Source organism: Paenibacillus sp. GCM10023250 (genome assembly GCF_042653205.1).
Taxonomy (GTDB): Bacteria; Bacillota; Bacilli; order Paenibacillales; family Paenibacillaceae; genus Paenibacillus_Z.
The window spans coordinates 72699-91512 of sequence record NZ_JBHSHY010000013.1 but is presented as its reverse complement, the minus strand read 5'-3'; the positions used below and the strand labels follow the sequence as shown (position 1 = coordinate 91512).

Sequence of the window (18814 nt, the reverse complement as noted above, 5' to 3'; positions counted from 1 at the left end):
ATTCGGGACGCCGCGGCCCGTGCCATGCTCGCTGCACGGCGCGGGCCGGTTCGCCCCTTAAGCGGGATAATGGCGAATCGTCCGATAATCGTCTTCTTCCGCGGCCGTTATTTGACCGTGGCGTACCAGTCGTTGATTTCCTTCGCGCTCGCTTCTTCGCCGGCCGCCTTGTACTTGGCCTGGAACGCCTCCAGCCCGGACAGCGGCTCCGCGCCCGCGATCAGCTTGATCGTGTAGTCGCCGACCATGGATTCCAGCTGCAGGTTGTTCTTCGCGTATTCCGGCATGTACGGCGCGAGGCCGAGCTTGTTCGGGATCTTGACGTCGTCCGGCTGCTGGTTGTTCAGGAAGTCGAACGCCTCGAACATGACCGGGCTCTTGCGGACGCGCGCCTGCCAGTACAGCGGGTAGTTCGTCTCGTCCGTGCCCGCCATGTAGTTGTTCGCGAGGTTGCGCTCGTCATTGAAGATCGGCAGGATCGGCGTATACGCGCCATTCTCCATCTTGAAGTGCTTGCCTTCCTCGCCAATGGCGAGATCCTTGAACGTCGCCGGGTCGAGGCTCGCGTTGATCCATTTGACCGCGTCCTCCGGATGCTTCGCCGACTTCGGCACGAACGTCAGGCGGTCGAATCCCGAGTTGGCCGCGAAGCCTGCTTTGCCGCCCGGTCCTTTGAGCGCCGGCACGAAGGCGAATTTGGCGTCCGGCGCGCTCTTCGCGAGGGCGTCGGCGATCGTCGGGATCTCCGCCCAGTGCACGATGATGGCCCCTGCTTTGCCGCTCGTGAACTTCTCTTTGGCCGTCGCGTCCTTGTTGACGACGAATTGTTTGTCCAGCAAGCCTTGCTTGTACAGGTCGGCCATATAAGTGACGTAGTCCTTGTACGCCGGATCGAGCACGCGCGGCACCAGCTGGCCGCCGATGTCGTTCCAGCCGTTCGGCATGCCGAACGCGCCGACGATGTTGTCGAGCATCGGCAGGTCGCCGCGGATCGTGAGCGGCACGTCCTGATCCCCGTTGCCGCCCGGATCCTGGTCCTTAAACGCTTTCAAAACGGCGGTAAGCTCGTCGGTCGTCGTCGGCATCTTCAACCCCAGCTTATCCAGCCAGTCGGTGCGGATCAGAATGCTGCTGTTGATCTGGTACGTGACGGACGTCGGGATTGCATACAGCTTGCCGTCGACCTTGAGCGCGTCGATCGACGTCTGCTTGATCGAGGCCTTGATGTTCGGGCCGTACTTGTCGATCAGCGGCAGCAGGTCGACGAGCGCGCCCTTCTGCGCATAATCCGCGTACAGCGCCATGTCGCTGTAGGTCGTGACGAGGTCATACGGCTCGCCCGAGGACATGATCAGGTTCAGCTTCTCCGCGGATTTATCCTGCGGGAGCATGTCGTACTGCACCTTGTAGCCCGTCTTCTCCTCCAGCATCTTCGCGACCGGATACGCGTTGTAATCCTCGTTCTGCCAGATGTCGAGCCGCTTCAGCTCCGGCTTGGCCGCATCGTCCGGCGCATTGTCGCCCGCATCCGCCGTGCCGGCGTTCGTACCGGCATTCGTACCTGCGTTGTCGCCCGCGTTATTCCCGCCGCCATTCGACGAGCAGGCCGCCGCGGCCAAGAGCAGTACCGCCATTGCAGCCATCAGCATGACCTTCGCAACCTTCTTCATTGCATGACCCTCCTATAGGGTAGTTTATCATTAATCTCGCGGCATGCCGCCAAGAATTAATGCGCCGGCAGTCTTGCGGGCCGATCAGCCCTTCACAGAACCGATCAGCACCCCTTTGATGAAATACTTCTGCAAAAACGGATAGACGAGCAGGATCGGAATCGTCGATGCGATGACCGTGGCCGACCGCACGCCCTCCGCCGGCACGTTCATCAGATCGTCCGCGCTCCGGTTCAAGGCCGACGACGTATCGGCGTTCATGACGATGTCCTGCAGGTAGAGCTGGAGCGGCTTCAGGGACGCGCTGTTGATGTAGAGCATCGGGTTGAAGTAGTCGTTCCAGTAGTACACCGCGTAGAACAGCCCGATCGTCGCGAGCACGGGACCGCTGAGCGGCAGGATGATGCGGAAGAGTATCGTGTAATTCCGCGCCCCCTCGAGCTTCGCGGACTCCTCCAGGCTCGCCGGGAGGCTCTCGAAATAGCTCTTGATGACGAGCATGTTGAACACGCTGACGAGCGCCGGCAGGATGAGCGCGCCCAGATTGTCGATCAGGTCGAGCTGCCGGATGAGCAGGTAGTTCGGAATGATGCCGCCGTTGAACATCATCGTGAAGATGAACAGCACGATGAGCGGGCCCGTGCCGGGCAGCTCCCGCTTCGAGAGCGGGTACGCCGTCATCGCCGTCACGAGCAGCGACGCCAGCGTGCCGGCGACGGCGACGAGCGCCGAGATGAGGAGCGCGTGCAGGAACTGCCCCGACGTGACGACGAACCGCATCGTGTCGAGCTGGAAGCCGACCGGGACGATGCCGACCTTGCCGGCGACGATCGCCCACTCCTCGCTGACCGATTTCGAGAGCACGTTCGCGAAGGGAAGCAGGGTCGCGAGCCCCATGAGCGTGAGCGAGCAATAGATGATGGTATCCAGCGCGTAATCGCGGATAGATGTGCTGCGCATCGTGTCGATCGCCTCCTACCAGATGCTGCGCTGCAGAAATTTTCGGCTGAGCATGTTGCCGATGACGATGAGCAGGAAGCCGACCGCGGAATTGAACAGGCCGACCGCCGTGCTGAAGCTGTAATCCTGCTGGCCGAGGCCCATGCGGTACACGTACGTGCCGATGACGTCCCCGCTCTTGTACACGAGCGGATTGTACATCGTCAGGATCTGCTCCGTGCCCGCCTCGAGCAGGCTGCCGATCCGCAGGATGAACATGAGCATGATCGTCGGGAGCATCCCCGGCAGCGAGATGGAGATCATCTGCCGGATCCGGCCCGCGCCGTCGATGGCGGCCGCCTCGTACTGCTCCTGGTCGATGCCCGCGATCGCGGCGATGAAGACGATGGCGTTCCAGCCGATCTCCTTCCACCCGGCCGTGAAGACGACGACGCTGCGGAACCAGTGGTTCTCCGTCAGGAACGAGATCGGCTGCCCGCCGAACGAGCGGATGAGCTCGTTCACGAGTCCTCCGGTCGGGGACAGGATGTTGATGAACAGCCCGGAGATGATGACCCAGGACAGGAAGTGCGGCAGGTAGATGATCGTCTGGATCGTCCGCTTGAAGACCATCCGCCGCACCTCGTTCAGGAACAGCGCGAGCACGATCGGGATCGGGAACAGGAGGACGATCTTGTACAGGCTGATGAGCAGCGTGTTGGCGAGCACCTGCAGAAATTCGTCCGAGTGGACGAGCTTGCGGAACTGCTCGAGGCCGACCCATTCGCTGCCCTTGATACCGCCGAAGATATTGAAGTCCTGGAACGCGATCACGATGCCGTACATCGGCGTGTATTTGAACAAGAGGAGGAATATCACCCCGGGAATCAGCAGCGCGTACATATCGAGATTGCCGCGGATCAGCTTCCACCGGCGGCTTCCAGTCCGCTCCCTCTGGGCCGTCTTGCGATCGAGCGCCATATCGGCCTTGCTCATATCCTTCACCTTCTTTACGTCCGTTGTGCTTCTTATTGTAGGGAATGCGCTTCCGCCGCTGTAGCGGGCAATCCTTCGATTTCTGGTCGATTTGTATAGAAGTTCGGGCGAAACGCAAAAAAGGACCTCAATCGAGGTCCTTCGCGGCAGATAGCCGCAGGATCGGTCGACCGCCCTGCGGCCGTGCGCGTCTAGATTGAAACTGATCCACGTGGAACGAAAGCGGGCGCCCGCCCATGCGAACCGGCCGGACGTCCATTCCCCTTCCAGCACCGTCATGTACCGCTGCGGCACCTCGACGCAAGGCGGCTAGCCGCCCGCCGTTACGCCCGCCGCCGGTACGTCGCCTGGATGAACCCGCCGAAGACGTCATGGCTGAACGCGAACCCGCGGCTCAGGTAGAAGTTCAGCGCCGCCTCGTTGCCGTTCGACACGAAGATGAAGACGACGTCCACGTCGCGGAACCCGTCCAGCCAGTCCATCGCCATCCCGAACAGCTTCGAGCCCAAGCCCAGATGGCGGTATCCGTCCCGGATATATAGATTGTTCAGGCAGCCGACCTTGTCCGGCAGGTCGGCCCAATCCGGGTACAGGCCTTGGGTCGCCCCCTGCTCCGCTCGCGGCGCCCAGTCCGGAAGCGCGTGCCGGCTTTGCGAAATGTCGTCGATCGTCGAGAACGCGTACCCGACGGGAACACCGCCCTCCTTGGCGACGATGACCTGGCTCGCCAGCGCGTGCTCGCAGCTGCGCTTCATGCGCGTGTCGAAATTCATGGCGTCGAACAGCTCTGGGCGGATCCGCGCCTGCGCCTTCTGATACGCCATCAATTCGTTGCAGAGCTCGCGGCATTGCTCGATATTCCCGTCCTGCACGGCTTCGATCGCGATGCGGTTGTCCATGTCCGTCCTCCTTATCGTCCCCCGGCGCCGCGGCACAGGATAGTTGTACTGTTTTCATAGGGTCCGCCGTCCCTTAGCTCTCCCCTGCCGGAAGCTTGGCCGCGAAGCCGTCGATCAGCACGCTCAGGCCGAACCGGAATTCCTGCTCCCAATCGGTCGAGGTCGTGACGGCCGCGAGTCGGACCATATTCGGAAACCGCTCCTCCGGCAGAAGGCGGAACGCTTGCTCGTCATGCTCGTTCATGGCCTCGCGGGACGCAAAGCCGCGTGCGCGCGCCCGAAACCGCGCCTCTTCCTCCGCGAAGCCCAGCACGAACGATTTCACCATGGACGCGAGCCAAGGCACTTGACAGTCCGAGAAGCCCGCCGACACCAGACACTGAAACAGCCGTTCGATCTGGGTCAGCCGCTCATGGCCGTTTGCGATCGTTTGCCGGAACAACTCGACCGCGTCCCTGCGGGAGAGCAGCACGGTACGGAACTGGTTCGCCCACTGGGTGAGCTGCTCCCGCCAAGGGAGGGAGGGATCGATCCGGTCCATCCCGCCGCAGATGCGATCGGACAGCAGCTGCATCAATTCCTCTTTGTCCTTGACGTGATAGTAAAGGGAAGCCGTCTTGACCTGCAGGTCGTCGGCAATCTTCCGCATGCTTAAGTCCTTCAAGCCAAGCTCGTCCAATAGCTTGAGGGCGGTCTCCAAAATCCGGCCGCGCTCAAGCGGCATGTAGCCCGGGGCCGGCTCGCCCGCCGCATCGCCCGGTCTATCGGCATACATTCGCCGTCTCGCCACGATCGTTCACCTCTCTTACGTGAACAGTATAGCATTCGCTTTACAATCTAACACTATTAGATTAATCTAATGATATTAGAATAAAATAACAAGGAGCGATCCCTCATGAAATTGAACCATTTGAACGTATGCGTGCCAGATTTGAACGAAGCGATAGCCTTCTTCCGCGACGTCTTCGGCTTTGAATATATCAGCCGGCACGGGAACGCCATCGCCGTCATGAGAGACGATGACGGCTTCAGTCTCGTGCTGAGCACCATGCGCGCAGGCGGCGAAGGGTATCCGAAGGATTTCCACCTCGGGTTCTATGTCGATACGATCGCCGGCGTCGATGGCTTCCGCCGGAAGCTTGCGGCGGCCGGAATTGCGGCCGAGCAGCCGCGGCGGATGCGGGACGGGTATACCCTCTATTTCACGGCGCTCGGCGGCCTCCTCTTCGAGGTGACCAGCTTCCAGCGGGAAGCCGCCGTATCGCAAGCCTAAGCCGCCTAACCCCGCCGTCCGCGGCTGGCGCCGCGGCTGCGTCCGAACCTAGCAGCCCGGACGAAAAAAGGCGAAAACCCGCCAGGGGTTCTCGCCTTCTTCCGCTCGATGCTTCCGCTCCGATGCGCTTGCCTTCCGCCTAGCCCTTCACCGCCGCGATCGCCCCGTTCAGGGCGCCGATCACCTTATCGCACCACGCGTCAAACTCAGGGTCCTCTTTCTGCAGCTCGGGATGCGCCAGGATATGCGCCACGGTCTCCCGCACGCCTTGGTCGAAGCGCGTCGTCGCGACGAATTCCGGCACGAGCCGCTTCAGCTTGGCGTTGTCGAACGCCACGGAATTCGCCTTGTCCCCGATCAGCCCGCCCGTGTAGTCCTCGCGGCTGCACGCGGCCAGAAATTCCGAGGAGACGTGAACCGCCTGCAGCTTCACGCCGAGCGCGTCCGCGATCGCTTCGTAGATCTGGTTCCAGGTGAGCGTCTCGTCGGACGTGATCTGGACCGCCTCGCCGATCGCGCGGCGATTGCCCATGAGGCCGATGAAGCCTTTCGCGAAGTCGCGGTTATGCGTCATCGTCCAGAGCGACGTGCCGTCGCCGTGAATGAGGACGGGCTTGTTCGCGAGCATCCGTTTCGCTACCTGCCACGAGCCGTTCCGGCCGTGTACGCCGAGCGGGATCGAGCGTTCGTCGTAGGTATGGCTCGGCCGTACGATCGTGACCGGGAATCCCTGCTCCCGGTACTGCTTCATGAGGTAGTCCTCGCACGCGATCTTGTTGCGGGAGTACGCCCAATACGGATTGGCGAGCGGCGTGCTCTCGGACACCCGGTAATCGGACAGCGGCTTCTGGTACGCCGAGGCCGAGCTGATGAAGATGAACTGCTTCGTCTTGCCGCTGAACAGCCGATAATCCCGCTCCAGCTGCTCCGGCACGAAGGCGATGAAGTCCGCCACGACGTCGAACTCCAGCTCCCGGATCAGCCCGGCAACATGCGCCTCGTCGTTGATATCCGCCTGCAGCACCTTTACATTGTCCGGCAGCGCCGCATTGCGGTTCCCCCGGTTCAGCACGTACAGCTCGCACCCGTCCGCCGCCAATTGCCGCGTGATCGCGGAGCTGATAATGCCCGTTCCTCCGATAAATAGCGCTTTCATAACTAGCCACCTCCGAATGGAATTGAGAACGATTCGCCATAAGTCTCGTTCCCTCTATTCGCGATTCGGAGCCGGAATTCCTCTAACTTGCATAGATTCCACAGCGCCGGTCCCGCGCACCCGTCGGTGTTTTAAACCGTCCGGTTATGGAGATAGTGGTAAAAAGTACTGCACCCGGGTGAGGACGCATGGTCGATATCTATCAAGCATTCCGTAAATTAAAGGCGAAATCCGGCTCGAAGCCGAAAGGGCCGGGCACGGGCGGGACGAATGCCGCGAACGCGCTGCCCGCTTCGCTGACCGCGGCGCTGAACCAGATCGAGACGCAGCTCGGCGGCAGCACGGATCTCGTCATCCGGCGTTTCGTCGTGCGCACGAACCGGCAGCCGCACGCCGCCGCGGTCGTGTATATCGAAAGCCTGTCGGATCCGCGGACGCTGCTCGAGTCGCTGCTCGTCGAAAGCAGCGAGACGCAGCAGTTCCTGCAGCCCGACGACAACGTCAACCCCCTGAAGCTCATCCGGGAATATATCCTGAAGGTCGGCGACATCGGCGGCCTGTCCGACATGGACACGCTGTACCACGCGATCCTGTCGGGCGATGCGGTCGTGCTGATCGACGGCCACACCGAAGGGATCATCGCCAGCACCCGCGCGTGCCGGGAAAGAGGCGTCGACGAACCTTCCTCCCAATCGGTCGTACGGGGGCCCCGCGAAGGCTTCACCGAGACGCTCCGCACCAATTCCGCCCTCATCCGGCGGAAAATCAAGGACGCCAACCTCTGGATGGAGACGCGTCAGATCGGCAGGGTCACGCAGACGGACGTCGCCATTATGTACATCAAGGGCATCGCGAACGACAAGATCGTCGAGGAAGTCCGCCAGCGGCTGGACCGGATCGACATCGACGGCATCCTCGAGAGCGGCTATATCGAGGAGCTGATCGAGGATGAGGCGTATACGCCGTTTCCCACGATGTACAATTCCGAGCGCCCCGACGCGATCGCCGGCGGGCTGCTGGAAGGACGCATCGCGATTCTCGTGGACGGCACCCCGTTCGTCCTGCTCGTGCCCGCGCTGTTCGCACACTTCCTGCAGACGCCGGAGGACTACTACCAGCGCGCGGATATCGCAACGCTGCTGCGCATCCTCCGGTACGTCTGCCTGTTCATCGCGCTGTTCGGGCCATCCGCGTACATCGCGATCACGACGTTCCATCAGGAGATGATCCCGACGCCCCTGCTCATCAGCGTCGTCGCCCAGCGCGAGGGTATTCCGTTCCCGGCGTTCATCGAGGCGCTGCTGATGGAGGTCACCTTCGAGATTCTGCGGGAGGCCGGCGTCCGCATGCCCCGCACGGTCGGCCAGGCGGTGTCGATCGTGGGCGCGCTCGTCATCGGGCAGGCCGCGGTCGACGCCGGGCTCGTCGGTCCGGCCATGGTCATCGTCGTCGCGATCACGGCGATCTCGAACTTCGTGATTCCGTCGTACAACATGGGGATCTCCATCCGCATGATCCGCTTCGTGCTGATGATGCTGGCCGCATCATTCGGCCTGTGCGGCATACTCGTCGGCACCATCGTCATGATTCTGCATCTGTGCAGCCTGCGTTCGTTCGGCGTTCCGTACATGGCGCCGTTCGCGCCGTACGTCGCGGACGACCAGAAGGACGCCATCTTCCGGGTTCCGCAGTGGGCGATGCTGACCCGGCCGCGGCTCGTCAGCCAGACGAACGTGACCCGGCAGAAGGACGACCCGCCGCATAAGCCCGCTTCCCGCGGCTAGCCCGGCTCACTCGACGAAAGGGAGGACCGCAGCATGAACGCCACCCGAGCACTCAAACTCGTCCTGATCTCCCTGCTCGCGCTCCTGCTGACGGGCTGCTGGAACCGCAAGGAGCTGAACGAAATCGCGATCGCGACGGCATACGGCTTCGACAAAATCGGCGATCGGTACGGCGTGTCGGTCCAGATCATCAACGCCACCGAGATCGGTTCCGGCAAAGGCAGCGGCAGCCGCGTGCCCGTTACGACGCTGCGCACGACCAATGAGCGATCCATCTTCGAAGCGATTCGCGAGATGACCACGATCGCACCGCGAAAAATCTATTCCTCCCACCTGCGCATCCTCGTGATCGGAGAGGACCTGGCGCGGGCCGGTATCGCCAAGGTGCTCGACGGACTGTCCCGAGACCACGAGCTGCGCACGGACTTCTACATCGTTGTCGCCCGGGGCGCGACGGCGAACGACGTGCTGGAAGTGCTCACGCCGCTCGAGAAGCTGCCGACGGACAAGATATTCACCTCGCTCGAAGCCTCGCAGCGCGACTGGGGCTCTACCGTGAAGGTAGATCTGCATCAGCTGATCTACGATCTCGTCGACCAGGGCAAGGATCCCGTGCTGGCCGGAATTCGCATTCAGGGGAGCCCCCGGCTAGGCCGGACGAGAACGAACTTGAGCAGCATTACTCCGCCCGCGCTGCTTCAGTATCAAAATCTCGCCGTGTTCCGCAAGGACAAGCTCGTAGGCTGGCTGAACGACAAGCAGAGCATGGGCTATAATTTCATCCGCGGCAATATCGAAAGCACGATCATACGGATGCCCTGCGCCGGCGGGGACGATCTGGAAGTGGAACTCATTCACGCGAACCACCGGATCAAAGGACGGGTCGTGAACGGCGAGCCGCGGATCGACGTGACCGTCATGGCGGAAGGCAACATCGGCGAGGTCGAATGCGGCATGAACATCGCGACCAACGAAGCGATCGTGCAGCTCGAGAAGGAGCTGAGCGACCAGATCGAAGACATGATGAAAGCCGCCGTCGCGCGGGCGAAATACTACAAGTCGGATATTTTCGGCTTCGGCTCAGCCATCCACCGTGCCGACTACCGCGCGTGGAACCGGATGAAGGACCGCTGGGAGCAGCGATTCGCCGAGCTCCCCGTCCACATTAACGTGACCGCGAAGATCCGCCGCACCGGCTCGGTTGTGGAATCCTTCCTGGAACGGATGAAGGAGGAGTCCGATTGATCTGGATCGTGCTGATCATGGCGGCCCTCGTCGTCCGCTTCCAGTATCCGCGGCTGAAGCGAAACGGGCAGAAGAAGGAGCTGGCAGTGTCGGCGTGCCTGCTGGCCGCGGGCGTGACGCTGAACATGCTGTACAGCTTCCGCGTCGAGCTGCCCGATCCGCTCGATTGGCTGACCGTCATCTATAAGCCCATGAGCAGAGCCGTCTTGTCCATGCTGAATTAATCCCGGCGGAGAGGAGCGTCCGAACAATGACCGAACATGGCAAAATCAGCGCGCGGCAGCTGGCGATTCTGACGCTCCTCTTCAGCTTGGGCAGCTCGATTCTGATCGTTCCGTCGGGCCTGACAGCCATCGCGAAGCAGGATGGATGGATATCCGCCGTCATCGGCGTCGGCGTCGGCGCGCTGCTCATCGGACTCTACATCGTGCTCGCCACCCGCTATCCCGGCCAGACCCTCGTGCAGTTCGCCGAGCAGATTCTCGGCACCTGGCTCGGGAGGCTGGTCGGGCTGTTGTTTTTCTCGTTTTATTTCCTGCTCGCTTCCCTGGTCCTGCGCAACGTCGGGGACTTCATTACGACGATCGTCATGCCCGAGACGCCGATCCAGATCGTGCACCTCTTGTTCATCATGGCGATTCTGATGGGCGCGAGCCTCGGCCTCGAGGTCATCGCGCGCACGGCGGAAATTTTCCTGCCGTGGATCTTGACCATGCTGCTGCTATTGATCGTATTCCTGCTGCCCCAAATCCAGTTCGACCGCGTTCAGCCCGTCTTCGAAGCGGGGACGAAAGCGATCCTCCACGGGAGCCTGTCGGTCATCAGCATTCCGTACCTGGAACTGACCGTCTTCCTGATGATCATTCCCGCCGTCAACAAGCCGAAGATCGGCATGCCGTTCCTGAAGGGCGCCGTGCTGGGCGGTCTCGTCATTATCGTCATTACGCTGCTGTGCGTGTTCGTCCTCGGCTGGGACTTCGCTTCGCGGCACACATTCCCCAGCTACACCCTGGCGAAAAAGATCCAGGTCGGCGAATTCCTCCAGCGGATCGAGGTGCTGGTCGCCATCATTTGGTTCCTGACGATCTTCTTCAAGCTGTCGCTCAGCTTCTACGCCGCGCTGCTCGGGTTCGCCCAGGTGCTGCGGCTGCAATCGTACCGCCCCATGATCGTGCCCTTCGGCATCCTCATGGGCATCCTGTCGATTCTCGTCTACCCCAACATCGTCTATTTCCGGGTGTTCGCCGGCGAGATCTGGCCGTTCTACTCGGCCACCTTCGGCTTGGTCCTGCCGCTCCTGCTGCTCGTAGTCTCGTGGTTCCGGCCCCCGGCCGCAGGCGCATCGGGTGGCATCCAGGCGGGCGAAGGCGGCGCGGACGGCGGACAAGCGGGCGACGGCGGCACGAGCGACGGCGGCGCGGGCGGGGGACAGGCGAGTGGCGGCGGCGCGGGCGGCAGTCAAGCGAGCGTCAATGGCCAGGCGGGCGGCGACCAAGCAGGCGGCAGCGGCGCGGGCGGCAACCAGCCCGGCGGCAATCAACCGGGCGGCGGCAATTCCAGCGACAGCAGCCCCGGGGGCAGCCAGCCCGGCGGCAATCCATCCGGCGAGAACACGTCCGGACAGTAAACAATGACAAAAAACACGGCAAAAACAAATAAATCCCCCCTGATCCGGCGGCATTTGGTAGGATAGACAGTGATATCCCAAATGCGCGAAGGGGGAAACGGCATGAATGTAGGCAGGGCCAAGCAGGCCGCGGCCGCATGGGTAGCGGCGCAGGCCGCGCGGGAGCGCAGCTTCCGCGGCGCGTATTTCAGCGGCTCGACGGTCGGCATGCCGGACGAGGCCGAGCTGCCGGAGTCGTCCGACGTCGACGTGGTGGTCGTAACGGGGGAAGCGGAGGCACCGCTCAAGCCGGGGAAATTCCGGTACGACGGCGCGCTCCTGGAAGTAACGGTTCTAGCGTGGGACAATCTGGCCTCTGCCGAGGCCGTACTGGCCGACTATCATCTGGCCGGGAGCTTCCGCGTCAATGGCATTATCGCAGATCCCGACGGCCGGCTCGGGCGGCTGCAGGCGGAGGTCGCCCGCCATTTCGCCGATGAGGCCTGGGTGCTGCGCCGCTGCGCGCACGTCCGGCGGCGCATCGAAACCGGCCTGCGCGGCATCGATTACGGCGCGCCGGTCTACGACAAGGTCACGCAGTGGCTGTTCCCGACCGGCGTGACCGCGCATCTGCCGCTCGTCGCGGCGCTGCGCAATCCGACGGTGCGCCGGCGCTACCCGGCCGCGCGGGAGGCGCTGCGGGCTTGCGGCCATGCAGGCGCATACGCGGAGCTGCTGGATCAGCTCGGCGGCGAGGCGCTCACTGCCGCCCGGTCCGAGCGCCATCTCGCGGCGCTCGCCCGGACGTTCGACGCCGCCGCGAAGGCGGGCCGGACGCCGTTCTTCTTCAGCAGCGACATTACGCCGGCCGCCCGTCCCATCGCCATCGAAGGCAGCCGCGCCATGATCCGCGCCGGCGACCAACGCGAGGCGATGTTCTGGATCGTCGCGACGTTCGCGCGCTGCCTGAAGATTCTCGGCGCGGACGCGCCCGGGCTGCTGCCCGTACACGTGCCCGCCCTCGAGGAAGCCGCCGCGGACCTCGGCATCGCCTCGGACGCCGACATCGCCCGCCGCGCCGAGCAGACGCTCGCGTACCTGCCCCGGCTTGTCGCGGCGTGCGAAACGATCGTCGCCGCGCATCCGGCGATCGTGCGGCCCGGCGAATAGGGCCGGCCGGCGGCTATCGGCGGCACGTATGGCCGCTGCCGGACGCACCGGTCCGCCGCATGCGCCCGCCCGGGCGCCGGGCGGCGGGCAGGCCGCGGCAATACCACAAAGCCCGCGCTCGGCGCGGGCTTTTGCTTGCTTGGGCGGACGTTCGGGCGGACGTTCGGGCGGACGTTCAAGGCCGCCCGCCTCCGGCTGACGGCGCCCGCGCCTCTATCTGCCCAGGAAGCCTTTCTTGAAGATGCCGAGCAAATATTCGAGCGTCGTCGGGTCGCTGTACGAGGACGCCTCCGTGTCGATCTCGATGACGCGATTGTTCTTGACGGCCGGGATGTTCGTCCATGCCGACGTCTTCATGATCGCGTTGTCGGATGCGCTGCTCCGGCTCAGCACGACGTAGTCTCCCGCATACTGCGACAGCACCTCCGGCGACAGCGTGTAATAGCCCGGCCCGAGCGCGTCCTTCTTCACGTTCTCCGGCATGCTCAGCCCCATCGCCTGGTACAGCAGCTCGGTGCCGCGCGCCCAGTTATTGCCAAATACGTAGAAGTCCTTGTTGTCCGTCTCGAAGACGGTGACCGTCGCCTGCTCGCCGATCTTCGCCTTGATCGCCCTGCCCGTCTCGGCGGCGCGCGCCTTGAAGTCCTCGACCCACGCCCGCGCTTCCGGCTCCTTGCCCAGCAGCTTGCCGATCTCGACCTGCTGCGACAGATAGTCCAGCTTGCCCCACGTGTAGACAACGGTCGGCGCGATTTCCTTCAGCTTGTCGAGGTTCTTCATGTACGACCCGGCGATGATGAGGTCCGGCTGCAGCTCGATGATCTTCTCGAGGTCGTTCTCCGAGACGATCTGAACGCCCTTCAGCTTATCGGTGAACAGCGGGTTCTTGTTGGTCCACTCGTCGACGCCGACCAGCGTCCCGCCGAGCGAGACGACGTTCGGCGCGTTCGTCAGACCGACGATGCGCTGCGGATGGGCCGGCACCTCGACCGGGCCGTTCTCGGACGGGTACGTAACCGTGCCGGACGGCGCTTCCGCCGCGTTGCCCGAAGCGTTGCCGCCCGAGGCGCTGCTCCCGGACGCTGCGCTGCCGGACGCCGCCTCATTCCCCGCCGCGCCGTTCGCCGCTCCGTTCCCGGCCGGCGCGTTCGCCGCCCCTTCGTTCGCGGCTTTGCTGCCGCAGGCGCTGAGCGCGAGCAGCAGCACGAGCATAATCGGTACGACTACCTTCTTCATGTGACGATTCCCCTTCGTATGTACGCGCTTGTACATTATATACGATAATGATTCTCATTATCATTACGTTCAACTATAGAGGCTTGCCTGCCTGCTGTCAACCGCAATTCCACAGCGAACGCACGCCGCCGCCGGAAACCGGCCAACGACGGGAATCACACGGATCCCCGCCCCCCAGCCAAACGACGTCCCAATGCTGCTAGCGTGCCGCCAGTATGCAAGGAATCCGGCCGGCCGGCAAGATACCATCGTTCCCTCCCCGGGGACACCGTTCCGGCTGCCACGGAAGCACCGCCGCATAAAAATAGACCGTCCGGAAGCGAGCTTGCCTCCGAAACGGTCTATACCGGCGATAATGGGATGGAACGCCGCCAAGCGCCAGGCGCTCGGCGCGCCGTGCCGCCTGCCGCGCTTACCGCGACGCGCTTTTCTTGATTTCCTTGGCCAGCACGTCGACCAGCTCCGCCATCGTCACCGCCGCGAGCACGCCCTCCATGGCGTCCTGCGCCTTCAAAAGCAGCAGCCGCAGCACCTGCTCGATATTGGCGCCGACCTCGCAGTCCGGATTCGGCTGTCCGTGGACGTGAAACAGCTTGCCCGCCTCCACGACCTCGACCGCGCGGTAGACGTCCAGCAGCGTGATGTCCCCAAGTCCGCGCGCGAGCGACGCCCCGCCGCTGCCGGCGCGGACGCGGACGAGCCCGGCCTTCTTCAGCTGCCCGAGCACCCGGCGGATGACGACCGGATTCGTGCCGACGCTGCCGGCGATCCATTCCGACGTCTGATGCTCGTCCGGATTGATCGCGAGGAGCGACAAGATATGCACCCCGATGGAAAATCTGCTGCTGATCTGCACGTTCAACACCCTTTCGTTGTAGTGATTATAGGTACAACGACTTTCGTTTGTCAATCGCCGCTCCGGATCGTCCCGCGCCGCCGTCTCTGCCCTCTCTAGCACCCGAGGCGGGAGCGGAATTGCGTATGGCTGCGCTTACATTTGTTTGTCATTTCCACAGGTCATCTGACGAAGCGCTTACATCCATTACGATTGATGGAAATTTCGTAAATTCCCTTGTATTCTGGCCCGGCACGCCACACAATAGGGGTAGCTTCCGGCGGCCGAAGCGCCGCCGGGATTGATTGAATTCGCGCGAAGCGACAGCTTGCGCGGCCTTCAGCCAAGACGCCACACATCACGAAAGGTGAACGCATCTCATGGAATTATCGCATGCTTCTATCCGCCGTCCCGCCGTTCGCAAAAAGCCGTCCGCGCTTCCGCTGCTCTCGCTGACGCTCGGCGCTTTCGCCATCGGCATGACGGAATTCGTCATCATGGGCATCCTGCCGAACGTCGCGGACGACCTGCGCGTCAGCATCTCCGCCGCGGGCCAGCTCATCACGATGTACGCGCTCGGCGTCGCCGTCGGCGCTCCGATCCTGACCGTCCTGACGCACCGCATCCCGCAGAAGCAGCTGCTCTGCTTCTTGATGGGCCTCTTCATTCTCGGCAACGCCATCTCCGTCTTCGCGCCGAATTACGCCGTGCTCATGGGCGCCCGGCTGCTGACCGCGCTGACGCATGGCACGTTCTTCGGCGTCGGGGCCGTCATCGCCTCCGGGCTGGTCGCGCCGGAGAAGCGGGCCGGCGCCGTCTCGATGATGATGGCCGGCCTCACGATCGCCAACATCATCGGCGTGCCGGTCGGCACGTTCATCGGCCAGCATATGGGCTGGCGGGCTTCGTTCGCCACGATCGCGCTCATGGGCGTCGTGACGCTGATCGGCATCCTGATCCTCGTTCCGAAGCTCAAGCCGGAGGAGCCCGTCGGCATCGGCAAGCAGATCGCCGCTCTGGCCAACCCGCGGCTGCTGCTGTTCCTCTTGACCGCGGTGCTCGGCAACGCCGGCCTGTTCGCGGTCTTCACCTACATCACGCCGCTGCTCGTGCAGGTCACCGGCTTCGCCGAGCATAGCGTCACGTGGATTCTCGTCCTGTTCGGCTGCGGCGTCACGCTCGGCAACATGGTCGGCGGCAAGCTCGCGGACTGGAAGCTGATGCCCACTATTCTCGGGCTCTACGCCGCGATCTGCGTCATTCTGACGCTATTCACGTTCACGGTTCACAGTCCGGCAGCGGCCGTCGCGACCGTGTTCCTCTGGGGCGCCGCTTCCTTCGCCGTCTTCCCGGGCATGCAGGTGCGGATCATGAGCCTCGCGAAGTCCGCGCCGGCGCTCGCCTCCACGACGAGCCACTCCGCGGGCAACCTGGGCAACGCGACGGGGGCGTTCGTCGGCGGCACCGTCATCACGCAGCTGTCGCTCGAAGCGCTGCCGTGGGTCGGCGCCGTGCTGGTCGCCTCGGCGCTCGCCGTCGCCCTCGCCTGCCTCGCGCTCGACCGCAAGTCCGCGGCGGTGAAGGCCTAACCAACCGCGCCGCGCAAACGGCATCCCAAACAGCCCCGGCTCCGTGCCGGGGCTGTTTGGCGTATCGCCCTCGCGGGTGGCTCAGCCCGGAGCGCCGACCGCCGCGCGCGAATCAGGTCGCGATCTTTCGCCACTCCGGGAACTCGTCCAAGTAGCCGTACAGGCTCAGCTCCTGCAGCGAGCGGCGGATGTTCTCCTCGTCCTCGCCGGATTGGGACGCCATCTCGAGCAAACTGTGCAGCTCGACGCGCGGGTGCTCCTTGCAGAAGAGCAGCAGCCCCTTCGCCGACCAGGACAGCCGGTCGTCCTGGAAGACGCCGACCATGCGGCGGAACAGCTTCAGCGGGAGAATCTTCAGCTCGACGAGCCGCTGCAGCGCCTTCACCGCCTGCTTCTCGTCCATCCGCCCCAGCTTCGCGATCTCCGCTACGTTCGGGAAATGCGATTCCGTGGCGAAGCACTTCAAGATGATGTACACCATTTGCGAATGGATATCGAGGCCCGCTTGGTGAAAGACTTCGTCCGACAACGTGTAGCTGCGGGTCCCCTCGTTCTGTTGTCCGTTTGGCATGTTAGTGTCCTCCTTCTTGCCGTTATCGGTTCCGGCCCGGCTCGGCGTTTCCCCGCCGCCGGGCGGCTAGGAGCGGAGCTTGCCGGCGTTGCGGCCGGCCTGGCGGAATATCTCGTCCAGGCTGAACGCCTTCGCGGGCGCGGGCTCGGCCGGCGGCGCATCGTCCGGCCCGCAGCCGTCCTCCCCGCCCGCGGACGCAGCCAGCGCATCATCCGCCGCCGCCTCGCGATCGAATCGTCCCGCCGCCGCTCCGCGCTCGTCCTCGGCCATGTCCTCGTCATCGTCCATGCGGGACAGCGCCTCCAGCGCCTCTTCGCGGACGATATGCCGAATGAGAATGTCCATGACCCCCTGGCTGAAGATGCCTTCCGCCTTCAGCCGGTTCAAGTACCGAATGACCTCGGGCGGCGTATCGGCCGGAATGTAGAGCGTAACGTCCTTGCCCGGCGACACCGGCACCATCGATCTGCGTTTCTTCTTCAAGCCTTCCCGCTCCCGCCGCCGTCAGGCTTCCGGGCCGGATCGGCCGCTCCTCCCGCGGAAGGCTGTACGGGCGCGCCGGACTGGGCAGGCGCGACGGGTTCCTTGTCGATGGCAGTCGCGGCCTCGGCCTCGGCGTCGGCCTGCTTCAGGGCATGCCGCAGCAGGAAGAACGTGCCGCGGGCGTTGCGGAACTGGCTGTACTCCGCCTGGTCGAAGCGGAGCGGCAGGCCGAGCTCGGCGTTCAGCTTCTCGATCCACGGCTGAAGCACGACCGCCCCGCCGCCGATGAACCAGAACTCATTGGCGTACCGGACATGCTTCCACGCGTTGCGGGCATATTTCAGCACCTTCTCCGCCAGGATGCGCATGTGGCGGTTGACCAGCAGCGTCATGTCGAACGCGACCTTGCCCTCGGCGTAGATCTCGTACTCCTTGTTCACGAGCATGAGCGTCAGCTCCGCCGTGCTGGAGATCAGCTCCTCGCCCTGGGCGTTCACCTCGTTGCGGATGTTCTCGAGCGCGTCGTTCAGGTAAATCTTCGCGCCGGTGGAATGCCGCTGATCGAGATCGAGGCCCGGCCGGAAGAACGCGATATCCATGTCCACCCCGCCGACGTCCGCGATGCCGAAGCCCTTATGCGCCAGCTGCGCCTTGGCCGTCGCCTCCATGTCGTAGACGCCGGAGACGTCGTCGATGCTGATGCCCGTCGGCAGGACGAATTCCAGCTCGACGGTGACGCCCTTGAGGCCCGGCGTCGTCACGAACGTGACGGAATGGACGCCGCCGGCGATCTTGTGCGCGAACTCTTCGCTGAACTTCGTAATCTCGCGGATCGGCAGGCCCGTGCCGAGGTTCACCGCGGCCTTGATGCGGTTTTTGCCCCGCGCGATCGCGTCCTCGTGCTTCTTGGCCACGGCGTACGCCGCCGCCGTCAGGAGCGTCACCATCGTCTCGGGCCGCTGCGCCTTCTTCTGCACCGCCTTGTCGCCGACGATCTCGTGCACGATCCCTTCGTCGCCGATCGCCAGGTTGCCGACGTACACATGCCGGTACTGCTCCGAATCCAGCGCGGGCGAGGTGATCTGCACGTCGAGGAAATCGAGGGGATCGCCCTGCTCCATCAGCAGGTAGCGTTCGCCGAATGGCTGCGCCACCACATTCGGAAAAATAAAGTCGTTGCCGAGCTCGTCGAAAATGCCTTTGATATGGCTGCTTCCGTTATCGATCGCTAAATCCAGCGTTGCGGTAAGAATATCCTGTTTGGCCATGTGCTTTCGTCCTCTCCCAACCTTATGAGATTCTATATAGATTCGCAGGGCCGGCGGGACTTCGGAGGTTTATTAGGGGTTTTTAACAATTTTG

General features: G+C 63.5%; 18 protein-coding genes. 7 read left to right on the top strand and 11 right to left on the bottom strand.

The window, feature by feature from the left end:
• Positions 1 to 107 precede the first annotated feature (107 nt).
• The 5 genes from ACFPB1_RS12930 to ACFPB1_RS12910 all read right to left on the bottom strand — a co-directional run bounded on the left by ACFPB1_RS12930 (position 108) and on the right by ACFPB1_RS12910 (position 5294).
• Positions 108 to 1670, bottom strand: coding sequence for an extracellular solute-binding protein (locus ACFPB1_RS12930; protein WP_379225791.1), 1563 nt, complete (start codon positions 1668 to 1670; stop codon positions 108 to 110).
• An 84-nt stretch (positions 1671 to 1754) separates the two neighbouring features.
• Entirely contained in the window at positions 1755 to 2630 is an 876-nt protein-coding gene (locus ACFPB1_RS12925; protein WP_379225789.1) for a carbohydrate ABC transporter permease, read from the bottom strand.
• Between the two features lie 15 nt (positions 2631 to 2645).
• Positions 2646 to 3590 (bottom strand): ABC transporter permease, encoded by a 945-nt coding sequence (locus ACFPB1_RS12920; RefSeq protein WP_379225911.1) that lies wholly within the window; start codon positions 3588 to 3590, stop codon positions 2646 to 2648.
• A 338-nt stretch (positions 3591 to 3928) separates the two neighbouring features.
• Positions 3929 to 4504, bottom strand: a complete 576-nt coding sequence (locus ACFPB1_RS12915) for a GNAT family N-acetyltransferase (RefSeq protein WP_379225786.1) — start codon at positions 4502 to 4504, stop codon at positions 3929 to 3931.
• 73 nt (positions 4505 to 4577) lie between these two features.
• Positions 4578 to 5294 (bottom strand): TetR/AcrR family transcriptional regulator C-terminal domain-containing protein, encoded by a 717-nt coding sequence (locus ACFPB1_RS12910; RefSeq protein WP_379225784.1) that lies wholly within the window; start codon positions 5292 to 5294, stop codon positions 4578 to 4580.
• 105 nt (positions 5295 to 5399) lie between these two features.
• Here ACFPB1_RS12910 and ACFPB1_RS12905 point away from each other — a divergent pair, with 105 nt between their 5' ends.
• Positions 5400 to 5777, top strand: a complete 378-nt coding sequence (locus ACFPB1_RS12905; protein WP_379225782.1) for a VOC family protein — start codon at positions 5400 to 5402, stop codon at positions 5775 to 5777.
• 139 nt (positions 5778 to 5916) lie between these two features.
• Here the strand turns inward: ACFPB1_RS12905 and ACFPB1_RS12900 are convergent, their stop codons facing one another.
• Positions 5917 to 6933, bottom strand: coding sequence for an SDR family oxidoreductase (locus tag ACFPB1_RS12900; protein WP_379225780.1), 1017 nt, complete (start codon positions 6931 to 6933; stop codon positions 5917 to 5919).
• A gap of 188 nt (positions 6934 to 7121) precedes the next feature.
• Here ACFPB1_RS12900 and ACFPB1_RS12895 point away from each other — a divergent pair, with 188 nt between their 5' ends.
• The 5 genes from ACFPB1_RS12895 (at position 7122) to ACFPB1_RS12875 (ending at position 12738) form a co-directional block, all read left to right on the top strand.
• A complete protein-coding gene (locus ACFPB1_RS12895; RefSeq protein WP_379225778.1) occupies positions 7122 to 8717 on the top strand; it encodes a spore germination protein in 1596 nt (531 codons plus the stop codon).
• Between the two features lie 33 nt (positions 8718 to 8750).
• Positions 8751 to 9962 (top strand): Ger(x)C family spore germination protein, encoded by a 1212-nt coding sequence (locus ACFPB1_RS12890; RefSeq protein WP_379225776.1) that lies wholly within the window; start codon positions 8751 to 8753, stop codon positions 9960 to 9962.
• The gene (locus ACFPB1_RS12885) at positions 9959 to 10186 is read left to right on the top strand and encodes a hypothetical protein (protein ID WP_379225774.1); all 228 of its coding nucleotides are present in this window, start codon (positions 9959 to 9961) and stop codon (positions 10184 to 10186) included. The genes ACFPB1_RS12890 and ACFPB1_RS12885 overlap by 4 nt, the downstream gene beginning before the upstream one ends.
• A gap of 26 nt (positions 10187 to 10212) precedes the next feature.
• Complete coding sequence (locus tag ACFPB1_RS12880; RefSeq protein ID WP_379225772.1) at positions 10213 to 11589, top strand: GerAB/ArcD/ProY family transporter; 1377 nt, start codon at positions 10213 to 10215, stop codon at positions 11587 to 11589.
• A gap of 102 nt (positions 11590 to 11691) precedes the next feature.
• Positions 11692 to 12738: a hypothetical protein gene (locus tag ACFPB1_RS12875; protein WP_379225770.1), complete on the top strand. Its 1047-nt coding sequence runs from the start codon at positions 11692 to 11694 to the stop codon at positions 12736 to 12738.
• Between the two features lie 213 nt (positions 12739 to 12951).
• On the opposite strand, the gene ACFPB1_RS12870 is transcribed toward ACFPB1_RS12875, so the two are convergent.
• Both ACFPB1_RS12870 and ACFPB1_RS12865 read right to left on the bottom strand, forming a co-directional pair.
• The gene (locus tag ACFPB1_RS12870; RefSeq protein WP_379225768.1) at positions 12952 to 13974 is read right to left on the bottom strand and encodes an iron-hydroxamate ABC transporter substrate-binding protein; all 1023 of its coding nucleotides are present in this window, start codon (positions 13972 to 13974) and stop codon (positions 12952 to 12954) included.
• A gap of 412 nt (positions 13975 to 14386) precedes the next feature.
• Positions 14387 to 14830: an Rrf2 family transcriptional regulator gene (locus ACFPB1_RS12865; protein WP_379225909.1), complete on the bottom strand. Its 444-nt coding sequence runs from the start codon at positions 14828 to 14830 to the stop codon at positions 14387 to 14389.
• Positions 14831 to 15189: 359 nt separating this feature from the next.
• Here ACFPB1_RS12865 and ACFPB1_RS12860 point away from each other — a divergent pair, with 359 nt between their 5' ends.
• Positions 15190 to 16398, top strand: coding sequence for an MFS transporter (locus ACFPB1_RS12860; protein WP_379225766.1), 1209 nt, complete (start codon positions 15190 to 15192; stop codon positions 16396 to 16398).
• A 112-nt stretch (positions 16399 to 16510) separates the two neighbouring features.
• Here the strand turns inward: ACFPB1_RS12860 and ACFPB1_RS12855 are convergent, their stop codons facing one another.
• The 3 genes from ACFPB1_RS12855 to ACFPB1_RS12845 form a co-directional block, all read right to left on the bottom strand.
• The gene (locus tag ACFPB1_RS12855) at positions 16511 to 16969 is read right to left on the bottom strand and encodes a hypothetical protein (protein ID WP_379225764.1); all 459 of its coding nucleotides are present in this window, start codon (positions 16967 to 16969) and stop codon (positions 16511 to 16513) included.
• A gap of 66 nt (positions 16970 to 17035) precedes the next feature.
• Positions 17036 to 17452 (bottom strand): hypothetical protein, encoded by a 417-nt coding sequence (locus ACFPB1_RS12850; RefSeq protein WP_379225762.1) that lies wholly within the window; start codon positions 17450 to 17452, stop codon positions 17036 to 17038.
• Positions 17449 to 18720, bottom strand: coding sequence for a hypothetical protein (locus ACFPB1_RS12845; protein ID WP_379225760.1), 1272 nt, complete (start codon positions 18718 to 18720; stop codon positions 17449 to 17451). Before ACFPB1_RS12845 ends, ACFPB1_RS12850 begins: the two co-directional genes overlap by 4 nt.
• Between the last annotated feature and the right edge of the window lie 94 nt (positions 18721 to 18814).

Bases quoted from the DNA above. Each gene is read 5' to 3' on its own strand.
- ACFPB1_RS12930 (WP_379225791.1), bottom strand. From the start codon at position 1,670: ATGAAGAAGGTTGCGAAGGTCATGCTGATGGCTGCAATGGCGGTACTG.
- ACFPB1_RS12925 (WP_379225789.1), bottom strand. From the start codon at position 2,630: ATGCGCAGCACATCTATCCGCGATTACGCGCTGGATACCATCATCTAT.
- ACFPB1_RS12920 (WP_379225911.1), bottom strand. From the start codon at position 3,590: ATGGCGCTCGATCGCAAGACGGCCCAGAGGGAGCGGACTGGAAGCCGC.
- ACFPB1_RS12915 (WP_379225786.1), bottom strand. From the start codon at position 4,504: ATGGACAACCGCATCGCGATCGAAGCCGTGCAGGACGGGAATATCGAG.
- ACFPB1_RS12905 (WP_379225782.1), top strand. From the start codon at position 5,400: ATGAAATTGAACCATTTGAACGTATGCGTGCCAGATTTGAACGAAGCG.
- ACFPB1_RS12900 (WP_379225780.1), bottom strand. From the start codon at position 6,933: ATGAAAGCGCTATTTATCGGAGGAACGGGCATTATCAGCTCCGCGATC.
- ACFPB1_RS12895 (WP_379225778.1), top strand. From the start codon at position 7,122: ATGGTCGATATCTATCAAGCATTCCGTAAATTAAAGGCGAAATCCGGC.
- ACFPB1_RS12890 (WP_379225776.1), top strand. From the start codon at position 8,751: ATGAACGCCACCCGAGCACTCAAACTCGTCCTGATCTCCCTGCTCGCG.
- ACFPB1_RS12880 (WP_379225772.1), top strand. From the start codon at position 10,213: ATGACCGAACATGGCAAAATCAGCGCGCGGCAGCTGGCGATTCTGACG.
- ACFPB1_RS12875 (WP_379225770.1), top strand. From the start codon at position 11,692: ATGAATGTAGGCAGGGCCAAGCAGGCCGCGGCCGCATGGGTAGCGGCG.
- ACFPB1_RS12870 (WP_379225768.1), bottom strand. From the start codon at position 13,974: ATGAAGAAGGTAGTCGTACCGATTATGCTCGTGCTGCTGCTCGCGCTC.
- ACFPB1_RS12860 (WP_379225766.1), top strand. From the start codon at position 15,190: ATGGAATTATCGCATGCTTCTATCCGCCGTCCCGCCGTTCGCAAAAAG.
- ACFPB1_RS12855 (WP_379225764.1), bottom strand. From the start codon at position 16,969: ATGCCAAACGGACAACAGAACGAGGGGACCCGCAGCTACACGTTGTCG.
- ACFPB1_RS12845 (WP_379225760.1), bottom strand. From the start codon at position 18,720: ATGGCCAAACAGGATATTCTTACCGCAACGCTGGATTTAGCGATCGAT.